The organism is Acinetobacter sp. SAAs474, assembly GCF_032823475.1.
Classification (GTDB): domain Bacteria; phylum Pseudomonadota; class Gammaproteobacteria; order Pseudomonadales; family Moraxellaceae; genus Acinetobacter.
The window spans coordinates 1478683-1494916 of the sequence record NZ_CP127915.1; the positions used below are offsets into that span (position 1 = coordinate 1478683).

Consider the following 16234-nt stretch of genomic DNA (forward strand, 5'->3'; position numbering starts at 1 on the left):
ATAAAAATTCAATATTTTTTTTCATTTATTACGACTTGTTACGATCTAAGTTATATTGATTGTGCTGAATGTTACAATTCTGTTAAATCCATTGCAGCTGTCAGTGCTTGATGTAGTCTTGCAACCGCAATAATTTGGACGCCTGCAATACTTTTTTGCGGTGCATTAGCCCGTGGCACAATAATGTATTTAAAACCATGTTTAATTGCTTCTTTTAAGCGCTCTTGCCCATTCGGTACGGGACGAATTTCGCCTGACAGACCAACCTCTCCAAATACTGCCAATTGCTGTGGTAAGGCTTTTCCTCTTAAACTCGATGCACAGGCAAGCAGTACGGCTAGATCGGAACCTGTTTCAGTAATTTTAAGTCCACCGACCACATTGACATATACATCTTGACCTGAGGTTTGTATACCACCGTGTCGATGCATTACAGCCAACAGCATATTCAAGCGATTTTGCTCTAGACCTAATGCAACACGTCTAGGCTGACCATGTGCATCATCCACCAATGCCTGAACTTCGACCAGAAGAGGGCGAGTGCCTTCACGACTGATCATGACAATTGAACCTGGAATAGCTTCATCATAACGGCTTAAAAAAATCGCAGATGGATTGGAAACTTCGCGTAATCCTTTATCCGTCATGGCAAAAACACCAAGCTCATTGACAGCACCAAAGCGGTTTTTAACTGCGCGAATCATACGATAACGTGAATCCGTCTGTCCTTCAAAATATAAAACACAATCAACCATATGTTCTAAGACACGAGGACCTGCAAGCGCACCTTCTTTGGTGACATGACCAACAAGAAAAAGTGCAGTACCACTATTTTTTGCAAATCGTGTTAATAGCGCTGCTGATTCACGAATTTGTGATACACCGCCCGGTGCAGACTGTAGGGTTTCAGTATATAAGGTTTGAATAGAATCTAGAATTGCGACAGCAGGACGATGTTGTGCCAATACTTCACAGATTCGTTCTACACAAGTTTCTGCCATAACTTTCAGTTGGTCAGTTGCCAAGTCTAAACGCTGTGCACGTAAAGCGACTTGTGATAAGGATTCCTCACCTGTGACGTATAATGCAGAACTTTGAGAGGTTGCCATATGCGTGGCAGTTTGTAATAGAATTGTAGATTTGCCAATTCCTGGATCACCACCAATTAAAACAACAGAACCTGTGACCAGTCCACCACCTAATACACGATCAAATTCGGCAATACCTGTTGCTAAACGTGTTTCTTGGGATACTGAAATTTGATTGAGCATGCTTATCGTTGCTGTTTGTCCAGCATAACCCCCACCCATTTTAGGTTGTGCTCGATGCGGTGTAGGTGCAATACTGACTTCAGTTAAAGCATTCCATGCACCACAATCTGTGCATTGTCCTGCCCATTTTGAGTGGTCTGTACCACATTGTTCACAACGATAGAGAGTTTTAACTTTAGCCATATTCAATAAAAATTAACGAAATTGTGTTACAGCATACATGCGAATATCAACAAAATAAAAGTCATGCTCGTTGAGGTATCAATTTGCGAGAATGACAGTGGTTTTACATGATGGCAAAAGATACGTTATATGCACAGATCTGTATCAGGTGATTAAGCCAATGCGAAATATTATGCTCGATTCACTCACTGATCAATCATCATATTTTGAGCAGATTGTGATGCTAGCGATGACGGTAACTCAAGACTAAAATCGCTGCTAAACAGGTCAATATACAGGAAAAAACAAGGTTTATTTCTAAGCCAATGCCATCATAAATTACGCCACCTAAAAATGCACCCAAGCCGATTGAAAGATTAAATATGGCAATATTAAATGCAGATCCGAGTTCAATATGATCAGGGGCTGAACGAATCATCCAAGTCATTAATGAGACTGAAACACCCCCATAGGCAAGTCCCCAAATAAATAACAACAGAATACTTAACAAGGGTGAGTGACCTAGAAACATAAATAAAAATAAAGTAATACTTAATAATGAAGCAATGACAAATAAGGTTTGCCAAAGAAATTTTTGAATGGTAAACCCTAAAATAAAGTTACCTAAAATCCCAAAAATGCCATAGATAAGCAGTAATATTCCAATCGCTGAATCTGGAAAATGAGCCATTTCTTGTAGCAGAGGCCGAATAAAGGTATAGCTTGCAAACTGCCCGGTTACGATCAATAAGGTTAATGCCAAACCAATAATAATACTGGTTTTTTTTAAAACAATAAGAGCATTTTTCCAGCTATTTCGTTGCTGTACAGCAAGTGATGGCAATGACCACCATAACATTAGGAAAATGATGGCAATACAGCCAGCTAAGCTAATAAAAGCCATCCGCCAGCCAAATAAATCTCCCAAATAGACACCCATAGGTACCCCTAATACAGAGGCAGCCGCAACACCGCTAAAAATAATTGATGTGGCAAGTCCAACTTGAGCTGTTGGGACTAAACGAACGGCAAGACTTCCTGCCAAAGACCAGATGCCTCCCATGGCAATACCAAACAATACACGAGCAAATAGTAACCAATAAAAAGCATCGGCTATCGCAAATGTTAGTGTAGAAACAAATAATATCAACATGAATAAAAGCAATAACTTACGTCTATTAATATGATTGAATATTAAAATGACACAGGGTGCAGTTATCGCGGCAATCAGAGATGGCATCGAAATAATTAGACTGGTATTTCCTAAGGGTTGTTGCATACTTTCTGCAATCGGCGTTAATAAGCCAATCGGTAGCATTTCAGCACTCACCACAATAAAAATGGCCAAAGCAACAGCGATAACAGCGAGCCAAGCTTGTAAACTTGCTCGGGAGTTTGATTGAGTAAGATCCGCAGTTTTCAAATTGATGTGTGACTTCAAATATAATGTTGCAGCACAATATACTGAATGCCTTTAGCTGGATAAACTCTATTCAGAGTTTATTTAGATCTGTTTTGATTTATTTTTGATAAAAATATATATAAATCATATTATTATTGTTAAATATAAACTCATAAAAAAAGATAGCAACATGCTCTGAGATTTTATGCTGGTGAGCATATATTAAACAGTAATATCAATGATATCATTTAGCGCAATGACTTGATAAGCATATCACATTCACTGATTTGGTGATTAAATTAGAATTAAATCAGATGATATGTATTTAGACTAAAACTATTTTTTTAATAGATTGTTTATGTTAATTTTAATTTATGATGATCACTTTAAAGTGAGAAAAAATTGCAGATTCAGTTTCAACGTTTAACAAAAATTTGTCATCAGGATATTATTACGCTACATACTCATCCACGTGTACTGCAACATATGCCTTTGGCAAAAGGTGTGATTTTTGATCAGGTACAATGTTTAGCGTGGATCCAAGAAAAAGAACAACAATGGCAGCAATATGGCTATGGGCCTTGGGCATTTCTTGTCAATGGAAAATTTGCAGGTTGGGGAGGATTGCAATATGAACAAGGGGATGCTGATTTAGCTTTAGTACTGCATCCACAATATTGGGGACTTGGTCGCAATATTTTTCATCAAATCATCAAAATGGCGTTTATGCAAATGGGTCTTGAATCTGTTACCATTTTATTGCCACCGACAAGAACTAAATTAAAAGCCATTGGCTTATTAGGTTTTCAGTTTGAAAATGAAACAATGATTGACGGTGAAAAATTTTTAAAATATCGACTGAATCGCTCATTTTTCAGTAAAAAATGATAAATATGCGGTCACCTTGTTAAGCCAGTAGCGAATCCGTCATTAGCCCAATAAATCAAGTTGGAGCTCGATTATAAAGATCAAAAATGCAGTCTATCGATGCGAGGTCACTAAGCTGTATGTTTCAACCAGTCAATAATTTCAATAAGATTATGACGATCAGCGTTCTTTCGAATAATGGCATAAAAATGATAATCACAGAAATGAAAACCAAAAGGTGCGGACAGTCTTTGGTTAAGGATTTCTTTTTCGACTAAAATTTCAGGTGCTATTGCGATCCCTAATCCAGAAACAGCGGCTTCTATCATTAAATTCAAGTGATCGAAATAACGATCATGGGTTTTTGTTAAACTATCCAAATTGTTGCGATTACACCAGATTGACCAAGCTTGTTGATTAGAATGTGTATGGAGTCGCGGATATTGCAATAAATCTTCAATATGTTGTGGTTGATAAAGTTTATGGTTATAAACGGGTCCCATATTATCGGCAAATAATAGATGTTTTTCAAATGGCTCAGTTAATGCAGTATTCATATGTAAGCTATTGATAAAAATATCAACTTTATTTTTTTCTAAATTTTTTAACTCATTACATATCATTAATTTAATATGGATATGTGGATAGCAAAGCTCCAGTTTTTCTAAGCGAGCAATGAGCCAATTGGCCATAAAACTATGTGATGCACCAATCACAATTTCTACTTCGGCCGATTGCTGGTTTAAAGCCATCACAGAGGTTTCTAATTGATTAAACAGATCAGTGCAAAGATTCGCTAAAGCTACTGCATTGTGATGAAGTGAAATCTTGGATGAATGTCGGATAAACAGTTTTTGATCAAACCATTGTTCTAAATATTTAATTTGATGGCTGATTGCACTATGGGTCACACATAATTCTTCTGCCGCTAAGCTAAAACTTTGATGTCTTGCCACGGCTTCAAATGCTTTTAATGCATTTAATGAGGGTAAATGTCTACGTTTCATGGTGTGAATTTTTCTAACATCAATCCTATAAAATATATCAATTATCAGCGCAATGGAAATGTCATAACATAAATTAAATTTCAATGATAAGAGCAATATGATGACAGTACCTTATATGGGTGATGGTCCTGATCAATCTGGTTTTTTTGATCAGTTTGGCGGCTGTTATATGCCAGAAAGTCTGATGCCTGCGTTAAAGGATTTACAACAAAAATTTGATGAGATGCGATCTAAAGCTGAGTTTTGGGCTGAATATCGTCAAATTTTAACGGATTTTGTCGGACGACCTAGTCCACTTTATTATGCAAAAAATCTAACAGATTATGTTGGTGGTGCCAAAATATATCTAAAAAGAGAAGATTTAAATCATACAGGAGCACATAAAATTAATAATTGTGTGGGGCAAATTTTATTGGCTCGCACGATGGGGAAAACACGTATTATTGCAGAAACGGGTGCTGGCCAGCATGGTGTAGCAACGGCAACAGTCTGTGCATTATTTAAAATGCAATGCATTATTTATATGGGAGAACGTGATATTCAGCGTCAGCAGAGTAATGTGGAGCGCATGAAATTATTGGGTGCTGAATTAAGATGTGTTCAAAAGGGGCAAGCAACTTTAAAAGATGCCATGAATGAAGCATTACGTGATTGGATGAAAAATATTGACAACAGTTATTATTTACTCGGTACTGGTGCTGGGCCACATCCTTATCCTATGATGGTGAGAGAATTTCAGAAGGTGATTGGTATAGAGGCAAGACATCAGATACTTTTAAAAGAAAATAAATTACCTGATGCCTTGGTGGCTTGTGTTGGAGGGGGATCAAATGCATTAGGACTCATGCATCCTTTCCTGACAGATCGACAAGTTAAAATGTTTGCTATAGAGGCAGGTGGTCAGGGTCTAGAGACAGCACAGCATGCTGCATCAATCAACAAAGGTCGAATTGGTGTATTGCATGGTAATTTGACCTATCTATTACAGGATTTAGATGGCCAGATTCTAGAAGCACATTCCATTTCTGCAGGATTAGATTATCCCGGTATTGGTCCTGAACATGCCTTGCTATTTGAAACTGGTCGGGTTACTTATTGTACTGTTAATGATCAGCAAGCCGTTCAGGCTTTTCAGTTGCTTGCTCAACAAGAAGGGATTATCCCAGCTTTAGAAAGCGCTCATGCCATTGCTTATGCGGTTCAGTTGGCCAAAAATATGAATCCCGAGCAAACTATTATGGTTAATTTAAGTGGCAGAGGGGATAAGGATTTAATGACTGTTCAACGCTATCTTGTCGGAGGTAGTATACGATGAATCGTTTAGATCAAACTATTAGTAAGCTGCAACAACAGCATAGAACTGGCCTGATTTGTTATTTTACAGCGGGAGATCCTGACTTCTCACAAAGTGTTTGTTTATTGAGTCAACTGGGGCGGGCAGGTGCAGATATCATTGAAATTGGGGTACCATTTTCTGATCCAATCGCTGATGGTGAGATTATCCAAGCAGCGCATGCTCGTGCATTACATCAAGGGCAAACAATGCTGAAAACCATTCAGTTAATTCAGCAGTTAAGACAGCGTGATCCATCTACACCGATTGTACTGATGAGTTATTTTAATCCGGTGATGCAATATGGTTTTGAAAAATTGATTACAGCAACAGCCTTATGGATTGATGGTCTTATTTTGCTCGATTTACCTGATGAATATAAAGAGAAATTTCAACCTGTTTTACAGAAACATAACATCCATTTGATTGCAATGACAGCACCTACAACCACGCCTAAAAGATTGGCGCAAATTACACAGCAGGCCACAGGTTTTATTTATCATGTTGCAGAAAATGGCACCACAGGAGGAGTGTTAAATCTGCCTCAAGTCAAAAAAAAGCTGGCGCAAATAAAACCACACTGTCATATTCCAGTCGCAGTGGGTTTTGGGATCAGTAGTGAAACACATGTGAGTGCTTTAGCAAACCATGTTGATTTTATTATTATTGGCTCGGCTTTGGTGGACACTTTATTCCATCAAGGAATAAGTATGACTTTGCAAAAAGTCAATCGATATGCCAAATTATTGCGAAATCCCACTGTTATTTAAAAATGATTGAATAGACTGCAGCATATTGATCATCGTGGATAATAGAATGATATAAAAAAGACCCCAACATCCTGTTGAGGTCTTTTTGTATGGGTTGTTTAAGCTTAACTCCTGTTGAGCTTCACGATCCTGGTGTGGCACTTATTCTTATTGTGATCTGTGTTAGAACATCCTGTTCTCTATAAAATCATCATATAAAAAAAATAATGATCAATCTAGGCGTAATTGGCTGTACGTTTTGTGAGCTTTAACGCACATGATTGGTTAAAAAGTAATCTTTTATAGATCGTGTAATATCGTAATGATGTCTTTTTTTTGATCAAATTGATGTTTTGATTAAAAAAAAGACCCAAATGTTGCCAAATGGGTTATTTTGCTCTCTTTAAGGGTGTTATTTTTTTCTTTTACTATGCAGTTTGTAGATGAAAATTTCATGACAGTTTGATGAAGATCATGTGAAAAATGTCGATACCATTATAATCGTCCATGCTATAGAAGCTAGGTATTATTTTGATCAATATGAATAGGATTGTCCTTGAGATAGCGCTCAATTGCATCATCTTTAGCGCTATTGATTTTGAATCAATATAGGATGAATCTTTGTTATGATGTGCTATCAGTAGATTTGGTGATGTCTATGCAGCATGATGGTATACATAACGACTATCATTGAGATCACAGATTTTTTAATTTAGATGTATTTCAGTTGAAGTATCTATTTTATTTTTAAATCTAAAAAAATTCCTGCTATGCTGATCCATCGACTAAAGTCTGATAATCAAACGGGTTACTGGATTTATTGTCTAATTACTAACTATCAAGTTATTTATATATATAAGATATTTATTTTCTATGCAATAAAATTGCCATTTATAATCCAGATAAGAAAAATGAATTAACTTTGATAGCTAATTGGAAAAATTAGATGATCCACAATTTTTTTTTGAGTTTTATCAAAATTACGTTAATTTGTAACAAATGTACGAAAAATGTGAATCAAATTAATGTCAGAACAAAACATCAATTCGCCAACGGAAAAGGGTGACTTGCAACGAAGTTTATCTAATCGGCATTTACAATTAATTGCCATTGGCGGGGCTATCGGTACAGGTTTATTTATGGGTTCTGGTAAAACCATTAGTTTAGCAGGACCTTCTATTCTCTTTATTTATATGATTATTGGCTTAATGATTTTTTTCGTTATGCGTGCGCTTGGCGAATTATTATTATCCAATCTTCAATATAAGTCATTTATTGATTTTAGCTCAGATTTAATTGGCCCATGGGCGGGCTATTTTGTTGGGTGGACCTATTGGTTATGCTGGATTACCATTGGTATTGCAGATTTATCAGCAATTATTTACTACTTGCAATTTTTTAATGGTGGAGAGGCATTTTCGCCCGGACAAGGGGTAATGATTAGTATTGCCGCCATTGTTTTTATCATGGGGCTTAACTTAGTTACCGTAAAACTATTCGGTGAATTAGAGTTCTGGTTTGCACTGGTCAAGATTATTGCTATTATCGTTTTGATTTTAGTCGGTTTATGGATGATTTTCACCGGGTTTACATCAGATGCTGGTCAAGTGGCTTCATTTAGTAATCTATGGAAATATGATGGTTTATTCCCTACAGGAACTTTAGGGTTTTTAGCAGGTTTCCAAATTGCAATTTTTGCCTTTGTTGGCGTGGAGTTAGTAGGAACTACGGCAGCAGAAACCAAAGATCCTGAACGTAATTTACCAAAAGCCGTTAATTCAATTCCAATTCGAATTATTATCTTCTATGTACTGGCATTATTAATTGTGATGTCTGTAACACCATGGAATCATATTGATCCAACCACCTCTCCATTTGTAAGTTTGTTTGGCCAAGCAGGGATTGCTGCTGCGGCGATTATTATGAACTTAGTGGTATTATCATCCGTGATGTCATCAATGAATAGCGGTGTTTTTTCAACCAGTCGAATGCTGTTTGGTTTATCACGTGAGAAGCAAGGACCGCGTGCTTTTGGTCGTTTAAATGCACGTGCTGTACCAGATAATGCATTATATTTTTCTGCATTGTGCTTGCTATGTGGTGCGGCATTACAATATTTTGTGCCCAATACCGTTAAAGCATTTACCTTAGCCACCACATTGTCGACGATTTTCTTTATTTGCGTATGGCTCATGGTGATGTGGAGCTATATTGTTTATTATAAAACACGTCCAGAATTGCATGCCAAATCTAAATTTAAGTTACCTGGCGGATTATTTATATGTTGGATTGTAATTATTTTCTTTATCGGTATGATTTATGTTTTATCTTTAGAAGAAGATACTTTTCAGGCACTTAAAGTAAGTCCAATTTGGTTTGTTATTTTGTTAATTGGCTATTTTGGTTTTTATAGGGCCAAACGGAAATAATATCTCTATAAAACGTCAGTGAAAAACTGGCGTTTTTTTATGACTAGCGATAATCTTTAACTTTTAATTCTTTGGTCATGATCCATGATCACGGTATACTTTTCTATCAACGATTAAATAGGTGGTCAAATGCGTCTCGTCATTTGCTGCATGGGTCTTATACTTTGCAGTAGCTTACTTGTGGCATGTGGTCAAACCGGAGCTTTACAGCTACCGAATGATCCGAATTATGATAAACGTGCAAAATATTTGTTATATCCAGATGCTAAACCTCAGCAACAGCAGCAAATTGCAGTACAACAAGAGGCATCAGCAGCTGTAGCCACTGAATGAGTCTCGTTGAGCTGACTCATTTTTTAATTACGACACCATTCTCGCTTTAACGAAAGGATACATTCATGAGTTTCACCCGCATTAATGGGGTATTGCATGCCGAGCAATGTTCATTACAGCAGCTTGCAGAGCAATTTGGCACGCCACTTTATGTTTATTCAAAGGCAAGCTTTGAAAAACATTATTTAGATATGGATCGTGCATTTAGCTTTATCGATCATCAAATTTGTTTTGCGGTAAAGTCTAATTCTAACCTTGCGGTATTGAATGTATTAGCCAAACTGGGTGCGGGTTTTGATATTGTCACTGGCGGGGAATTAGCACGTGTACTAAAAGCTGGTGGTGATCCTGCTAAAATCGTATTTTCTGGTTTAGGTAAAACCGAAAGCGATATTGAACAGGCTTTAAATGTTGGCATTGCTTGTTTTAATGTGGAATCTTATGCCGAGTTAGACCGTATTCAGCGTGTTGCAAAGCGTTTGGATCGAAAAGCACCGATTTCTTTACGTGTAAATCCTGATGTCGATGCAAAAACACATCCTTATATTTCAACCGGATTAAAAGAAAATAAATTTGGTATTCCATCAGATGTTGTTTTTGAAACCTACCAATATGCGGCATCTTTATCTCATTTAGACATTGTTGGTATAGATTGTCATATCGGCTCTCAGTTAACGGAAACACAACCTTTCGTTGATGCACTTGATCGTGTCGTGGTGATGATTGAGCAACTTAAATCATTAGGTATTCACTTAAAGCATATCGATATTGGTGGTGGGCTTGGAGTAACCTATAAAGATGAAACCCCACCTAGTGTTGAAGCGTATGCTCATGCACTAGAACCAGCACTAGAAAAACTGGCTTTAAAAGTCTATATGGAACCAGGCCGTAGTATTTCTGCCAATGCAGGTGTGTTATTAACCAAAGTAGATTTACTTAAGCCGACCAATCATCGTAATTTTGCCATTGTTGATGCAGCAATGAATGACTTGATTCGCCCAGCGCTCTATGAGGCATGGATGGATATTCAAGCAGTTACACCGCGGACAGATGCTCAAACACAGCTATGGGATATTGTAGGTGCGATTTGTGAAACGGGTGACTTTTTAGGTAAACAACGTTCACTGGCATTGCAGGACAATGATGTTTTGGCGGTATTGGGTGCGGGTGCATATGGCTTTGTGATGAGTTCAAATTATAATAGTCGTGGTCGTGCAGCAGAAGTCATGGTAGATGGCCATGAATCATATTTAATTCGTGAACGCGAAACACTAGAATCGCTTTGGGAACGTGAGCATTTATTGCCTTAAGGAGTCATTTAAAATGCTATTAGAATTTGCAAAAATGCATGGCTTGGGTAATGACTTTATGGTTGTTGACTTAATTAGCCAGAAAGCATGTTTTGATACCTTAACGATTCAGCGTCTTGCAGATCGACATTTTGGTATTGGTTTTGATCAGTTATTGATTGTTGAACCACCCGATGTACCCAATGCAGATTTTAAATACCGGATTTTTAATGCTGATGGTTCTGAGGTAGAACAGTGTGGTAACGGTGTGCGTTGTTTTGCCCGTTTTGTACATGATCGTCAACTGACGACAAAAACTAAAATAAAGGTACAAACTAAATCTGGAATGGTTGAGCCAGAACTCGGACAAAATGGTTGGGTGCGTGTCAATATGGGCTACCCTAAATTTCTTCCAGCAGAAATTCCGTTTATTGCAGCAGAACCAGATAATTTATACGCTATTGATTTGCCTGATCAGCAACAATTGATCATTGATGTGGTCAATATGGGCAATCCTCATGCCGTGACGATTGTAGCAAATGTATTGACCGCAGATGTGGCAGGTATTGGTCCACAAGTCGAGTCGCATTCTCGTTTTCCACAACGTGTCAATGTTGGCTTTATGCAAATTGTTGATGAAAAACATACACGGTTACGTGTTTTTGAGCGCGGTGTTGGGGAAACCTTAGCCTGTGGTACTGGTGCATGTGCAGCAGCAGTCTCTGGTATACGCCGTGGTTTATTAGCCAATGCGGTTGAAGTAGAACTGGCTGGTGGTAAGCTGTTAATTGAATGGTGTGAAGGGGATGTGGTCTGGATGACTGGGCCAACAGCACTGGTTTATAATGGTCAATTAGATTTAAGCTATTTTCAAGTTTAGTTAGCGCAGTTTTAATCTTAAAGTGTTTAAAATCAAAGTATCCTTGTCTGTCAGGATGAGGATACTTGAATGATCAATCAGATTTTGCCAAATGGTGCATGATGGATCGATATAATCTCGAATATGATGCTGATTATACTTAAAATAAACTTGCTATTGATTTGGATGATCATTGATCATCATCGATTGGGTCGGGATGTATTTTAATATGATCGATTGTTGATAACGCCATCACTGTGATGATTTAGGAACAGTAAAATGCAACAAAATACTATGCAATTACTTTCCATGTGGTTAAAAGAACGAGAAATACAGCATCATTCTCAACATACTTTGATTGCTTATGAGCGTGATGTTGCTGATTTTTTAAACTATTGTGACCGTCAGAAATTGGCGTTAAACCACTTGGAAACCTCTGATTTACGTCGTTATTTAGCAGCCAAAGTGGAGATTGATCAATTAAGTTCAAGTACCATGCAGCGTATGCTTTCTGCAATTCGTCAATTTATGAAATGGGCTGAACAAGGACATTATCTTGTATTTAATCCAAGTGATGATTTTCAGTTAAGACGACAGCCACGACCCTTACCGGGAATGATTGATGTTGAGATTATTACTCAGATTTTAGATCAGCCACCACCATCATCAGCATTACAAAAACAGCTTTGGATACGAGACAAGGCGATTTTAGAATTATTATATTCCAGTGGATTGCGATTATCTGAAGTACAAGGCTTACGCATTAAAGATATTGATTTTCAGCGCCAATTGCTTAGAGTAACAGGTAAGGGGAATAAGACCAGAATTATTCCTTTTGGGACTAAAGCCAAAGATGCATTATTCGTATGGTTAGAATGCTATGCAACGTGGCAGCCTAATATTGTGGCTGAGGCACAGGTTTTTATTACCCAAAAAGGTCAGCCTTTGGGAGTAAGGCAAATTGAAAATCGAGTGAAATTACAGGCACAAAGAGCAGGCGTCAGTGTTGATTTACACCCACATTTACTCCGTCATTGTTTTGCCAGTCATATGTTATCAAATAGTGGTGATCTTCGAGTTGTACAAGAGATGTTAGGTCATAGTAATTTAACCACCACACAGATTTATACCCATGTGGACTTTAATCATCTTGCCAAGGTGTATGATCAAGCACATCCTCGTGCTCAAATAAAGAAGTCTACGCTTTGATAAATCTCTATTGAGTGTAGGGCGAGTAGTATAATATGGGATAAAACACCTATTTTCCCCCAATGAAGATAGATGTGCGGCTTTATAGCGCAATATTGTTAAATTTTGAACTAACGTCTTATCACAAAAACAAAAGATTTTAGATACAGTAATGGATCATTAAAAACTCAATTTTATACCTGAATTGTGCTGGATAAAAAAGTTTTAGTGTTCCATAGTTCGAGAGACAAATTAAAAAATAAGGCTTTAAGATGATAACAGACATTCAGCAAAAATATGATCAGCTTACTGAAGTACAAAAAGAAATTTTCGCAGGTTATGGCTTAAGACAGATCAAACATTTTGTCGAAGTCAGTTTGCCTACAATCAAGGCGTTATTGCCTTGTGGTGCCGATGTACAAGGGATTAATTCACAAGGCAAGTTACAAGCTTTTAATCCAGAAACGCAGCAAACATACCTGTGGATTTCTGATTTAAAGTGGCAAGCTACACCAGTAACTGACAAAAACTTAGATACAGCAGAAAATTTTATTGCAATTTGGCAGACTTTTAATTTGCAAGCATATCCAATGATTGATTTAAGCCATATCCATCGTGATTTTTTGGCAGGAAAAATGAGTGAGACTAATTTTTAATCATCTGTTTTTTGCTGACCCAGTAAAAAATACATCATGATTTTAAGACTAAAGCCACATTGGGTTTTTAGGTTGAATATCAGGAATGTTTAAGATTGTTAAAAAAGCACATTTTACCTTTTGATCTTGTTTAGGTCGTATAGACTTTTTTCTAAACTGTGCGTTATTGTGGATCAGTTGACAGAACGGCCATGCAATGATCGGTGCGAATAGGTATAAAATTTTAGTGATGGTCACTATTTTAAATTAAGTTATCAGAACTTCTGATGAGCTAAATAAGATAAAAAGTAATATAAATCAATGTTTAAAAAGTGATCCATTACTATGGTCAAATGGAAAATATAAAAATGTGAACGCATCGTTCAGTGAATTTTACGCTTTTTTACAGGTCTTTAGCCAATTGTGACTTGACCGAAATACCATACACATTGCAAGATAGGGCACCTAAAAAAATTTAAGTGAAGAGTTGTCATAACTTTTCTCAATTTCTATATTTGCTAAAACAGCCGAGGATTACATGAAGGCTCTTGTTGCTGTAAAACGTGTGGTTGATGCCAACGTTAAAGTTCGCGTTAAACCAGACCATAGTGGGGTCGAACTTACTAACGTAAAAATGTCAATAAACCCATTCTGTGAAATCGCAGTGGAAGAAGCGGTTCGTTTGAAAGAAAAAGGAATCGTTTCAGAAATTGTTGTTGTTTCTATTGGTCCTAAAGAAGCTCAAGAACAAATTCGTTCAGCGATGGCACTTGGTGCTGATCGTGGTATTTTGGTTGAAGCTGACGACAATCAAATTGGTGCACTTGAAGTTGCAAAAATCTTAAAAGCGATTGTTGAGGCTGAACAGGCACAACTGATTCTTTTGGGTAAACAAGCGATTGATGATGACTCTAATCAAGTGGGTCAAATGCTTGCTGCTTTACTTGGCGCAGGTCAAGGTACATTTGCATCAGAAGTTAAAGTTGATGGTGATAAAGTTGTCGTGACCCGTGAAATTGATGGCGGATTACAAACTGTTGAGCTTGGACTTCCTGCGGTGATTACTACTGATTTACGTTTGAATGAGCCACGTTATGCGGCATTACCAAACATTATGAAAGCACGTAAAAAGCCATTAGATATTAAGTCTGCAGCAGATTATGGTATAACTTCTAGCACTCAATTGAAGACAGTTAAAGTTGAACCACCTGCAGAACGTAAAGCTGGCGTACAAGTGAAATCTGTGGATGAGCTTGTAGATAAGTTAAAAAATGAAGCGAAAGTGATCTAATACAGAAGGATAAAATCATGAGTATTTTAGTTATCGCTGAGCACGACAACAAAGCACTGAATGGTGCAACATTAAACGTTGTTGCTGCGGCTGAAAAAATTGGTGGTGATATCACTGTATTGGTTGCTGGTTCTGGCGTACAGGCTGTTGCTGAGCAAGCGGCTAAAATTGCAGGAATTAGCAAGGTTTTATTGGCTGATGATGCAATTTATGCCAATCAGTTGGCTGAAAATGTTGCTAAATTAATTGCAGCATTAGGTCAAGGCTATAGTCATATTTTGGCTGCTGCAACTACGACAGGGAAGAATATTCTTCCTCGCGCGGCTGCACTTTTAGATGTCAGCATGATTACTGACATTATTGCGGTTGAAGGTCCTAAAACTTTTAAACGTCCAATTTATGCAGGTAACGCGATTGCAACTGTAGAGTCGAGTGAGGCGATTGTGGTTGCAACTGTACGTGGTACAGCATTTGATCCAGTGGGTGCCAACAGTGGTCCTGTTGCTATTGAAACGATTGCAGCACAAGGTGATGCCGGTGTTTCAAAATTTGTTTCAGAAGAAATTGTTAAATCTGAACGCCCAGAACTGACTGCTGCACGTATTGTTGTTTCTGGTGGACGTGGTGTGGGTTCTGGTGAAAACTACCATAAAGTATTAGATCCATTAGCGGATAAATTAGGTGCAGCTCAAGGCGCTTCACGTGCTGCAGTTGATGCCGGCTTTGTTCCGAATGATATGCAAGTGGGGCAAACAGGTAAAATTGTTGCACCAGACCTATATGTCGCAGTCGGAATTTCAGGTGCGATTCAGCATTTGGCAGGAATGAAAGACTCTAAGGTGATTGTTGCTATCAACAAAGATGAAGAAGCACCTATTAACGCTGTTGCAGACTATTGGCTTGTTGGCGACCTGAATACGGTAGTGCCAGAGTTGGTGTCAAAACTTTAATTGAGTGAATGGTTAAATCTAACCATAACACCATGCCAGTCTATTATAGACTGGCATTTTTTATGCAACAAGGTTTTGGCTTATATTAGGCCAATCAACGATGATTAAAACTATTCTAATAGCCTGAATAATCATGATAAATTCTTGAGCGAATATTCACATTATTGAGTTGAAAATTGAAAATCCTATCGAATTAATATCATCTTTTAAAATAGAATAATCAAGATACTGAGTACATTTATTTTGCGATATCTCTAATTTAAAGTGCTGCTTTAAAATTGAGTTTAATACGCAATTGACTTTTCAATATGCATAGAATAAATCATCATGATGTTCGTGATGAAACAGACCAATTTAGACTGAAATATGCTATACTATCCGACTGAATTTTTAATATTAGTTCAGCTTTTTTGAACTGATTTATGGCTGAATTTACGACATATAAATACAGGTAAATATTGCTTGTAGA

General features: G+C 37.4%; 14 protein-coding genes. 11 read left to right on the forward strand and 3 right to left on the reverse strand.

The window, feature by feature from the left end; genetic code table 11:
• Positions 1-71: 71 nt before the first annotated feature.
• Both radA and QSG86_RS07980 read right to left on the reverse strand, forming a co-directional pair.
• Entirely contained in the window at positions 72-1454 is a 1383-nt protein-coding gene (gene radA, locus QSG86_RS07975; protein WP_317030995.1) for a DNA repair protein RadA, read from the reverse strand.
• 223 nt (positions 1455-1677) lie between these two features.
• Complete coding sequence (locus QSG86_RS07980; protein ID WP_317030996.1) at positions 1678-2856, reverse strand: MFS transporter; 1179 nt, start codon at positions 2854-2856, stop codon at positions 1678-1680.
• Between the two features lie 381 nt (positions 2857-3237).
• Between QSG86_RS07980 and QSG86_RS07985 the strand changes: the two genes are divergently transcribed.
• Complete coding sequence (locus tag QSG86_RS07985) at positions 3238-3723, forward strand: GNAT family N-acetyltransferase (RefSeq protein ID WP_317030997.1); 486 nt, start codon at positions 3238-3240, stop codon at positions 3721-3723.
• A gap of 110 nt (positions 3724-3833) precedes the next feature.
• Here QSG86_RS07985 and QSG86_RS07990 read toward each other — a convergent pair whose 3' ends face one another.
• Entirely contained in the window at positions 3834-4709 is an 876-nt protein-coding gene (locus QSG86_RS07990; RefSeq protein ID WP_317030998.1) for a LysR substrate-binding domain-containing protein, read from the reverse strand.
• Between the two features lie 100 nt (positions 4710-4809).
• Between QSG86_RS07990 and trpB the strand changes: the two genes are divergently transcribed.
• The 10 genes from trpB (at position 4810) to QSG86_RS08040 (ending at position 15765) form a co-directional block, all read left to right on the forward strand.
• Complete coding sequence (gene trpB, locus QSG86_RS07995; RefSeq protein ID WP_317032705.1) at positions 4810-6024, forward strand: tryptophan synthase subunit beta; 1215 nt, start codon at positions 4810-4812, stop codon at positions 6022-6024.
• The gene (gene trpA, locus QSG86_RS08000) at positions 6021-6812 is read left to right on the forward strand and encodes a tryptophan synthase subunit alpha (RefSeq protein WP_317030999.1); all 792 of its coding nucleotides are present in this window, start codon (positions 6021-6023) and stop codon (positions 6810-6812) included. The genes trpB and trpA overlap by 4 nt, the downstream gene beginning before the upstream one ends.
• Positions 6813-7816: 1004 nt before the next feature.
• The gene (locus tag QSG86_RS08005; RefSeq protein ID WP_317031000.1) at positions 7817-9220 is read left to right on the forward strand and encodes an amino acid permease; all 1404 of its coding nucleotides are present in this window, start codon (positions 7817-7819) and stop codon (positions 9218-9220) included.
• 129 nt (positions 9221-9349) lie between these two features.
• The gene (gene lptM / locus QSG86_RS08010; protein ID WP_317031001.1) at positions 9350-9553 is read left to right on the forward strand and encodes an LPS translocon maturation chaperone LptM; all 204 of its coding nucleotides are present in this window, start codon (positions 9350-9352) and stop codon (positions 9551-9553) included.
• A gap of 65 nt (positions 9554-9618) precedes the next feature.
• Positions 9619-10863, forward strand: coding sequence for a diaminopimelate decarboxylase (lysA, locus tag QSG86_RS08015; protein WP_317031002.1), 1245 nt, complete (start codon positions 9619-9621; stop codon positions 10861-10863).
• 13 nt (positions 10864-10876) lie between these two features.
• A complete protein-coding gene (dapF, locus tag QSG86_RS08020; RefSeq protein ID WP_317031003.1) occupies positions 10877-11722 on the forward strand; it encodes a diaminopimelate epimerase in 846 nt (281 codons plus the stop codon).
• 258 nt (positions 11723-11980) lie between these two features.
• Positions 11981-12910 carry a tyrosine recombinase XerC gene (locus tag QSG86_RS08025; RefSeq protein WP_317031004.1) on the forward strand — a complete coding sequence of 310 codons (930 nt, stop codon included), beginning with the start codon at positions 11981-11983 and terminating at the stop codon, positions 12908-12910.
• Between the two features lie 251 nt (positions 12911-13161).
• The gene (locus QSG86_RS08030; RefSeq protein ID WP_317031005.1) at positions 13162-13545 is read left to right on the forward strand and encodes a hypothetical protein; all 384 of its coding nucleotides are present in this window, start codon (positions 13162-13164) and stop codon (positions 13543-13545) included.
• A gap of 517 nt (positions 13546-14062) precedes the next feature.
• Positions 14063-14815, forward strand: a complete 753-nt coding sequence (locus tag QSG86_RS08035) for an electron transfer flavoprotein subunit beta/FixA family protein (protein WP_317031006.1) — start codon at positions 14063-14065, stop codon at positions 14813-14815.
• A 17-nt stretch (positions 14816-14832) separates the two neighbouring features.
• Positions 14833-15765, forward strand: coding sequence for an electron transfer flavoprotein subunit alpha/FixB family protein (locus tag QSG86_RS08040; protein ID WP_317031007.1), 933 nt, complete (start codon positions 14833-14835; stop codon positions 15763-15765).
• Positions 15766-16234: the final 469 nt, after the last annotated feature.

Bases quoted from the DNA above. Each gene is read 5' to 3' on its own strand.
- radA (WP_317030995.1), bottom strand. From the start codon at position 1,454: ATGGCTAAAGTTAAAACTCTCTATCGTTGTGAACAATGTGGTACAGAC.
- QSG86_RS07990 (WP_317030998.1), bottom strand. From the start codon at position 4,709: ATGAAACGTAGACATTTACCCTCATTAAATGCATTAAAAGCATTTGAA.
- trpB (WP_317032705.1), top strand. From the start codon at position 4,810: ATGACAGTACCTTATATGGGTGATGGTCCTGATCAATCTGGTTTTTTT.
- trpA (WP_317030999.1), top strand. From the start codon at position 6,021: ATGAATCGTTTAGATCAAACTATTAGTAAGCTGCAACAACAGCATAGA.
- QSG86_RS08005 (WP_317031000.1), top strand. From the start codon at position 7,817: ATGTCAGAACAAAACATCAATTCGCCAACGGAAAAGGGTGACTTGCAA.
- lptM (WP_317031001.1), top strand. From the start codon at position 9,350: ATGCGTCTCGTCATTTGCTGCATGGGTCTTATACTTTGCAGTAGCTTA.
- lysA (WP_317031002.1), top strand. From the start codon at position 9,619: ATGAGTTTCACCCGCATTAATGGGGTATTGCATGCCGAGCAATGTTCA.
- dapF (WP_317031003.1), top strand. From the start codon at position 10,877: ATGCTATTAGAATTTGCAAAAATGCATGGCTTGGGTAATGACTTTATG.
- QSG86_RS08025 (WP_317031004.1), top strand. From the start codon at position 11,981: ATGCAACAAAATACTATGCAATTACTTTCCATGTGGTTAAAAGAACGA.
- QSG86_RS08030 (WP_317031005.1), top strand. From the start codon at position 13,162: ATGATAACAGACATTCAGCAAAAATATGATCAGCTTACTGAAGTACAA.
- QSG86_RS08035 (WP_317031006.1), top strand. From the start codon at position 14,063: ATGAAGGCTCTTGTTGCTGTAAAACGTGTGGTTGATGCCAACGTTAAA.
- QSG86_RS08040 (WP_317031007.1), top strand. From the start codon at position 14,833: ATGAGTATTTTAGTTATCGCTGAGCACGACAACAAAGCACTGAATGGT.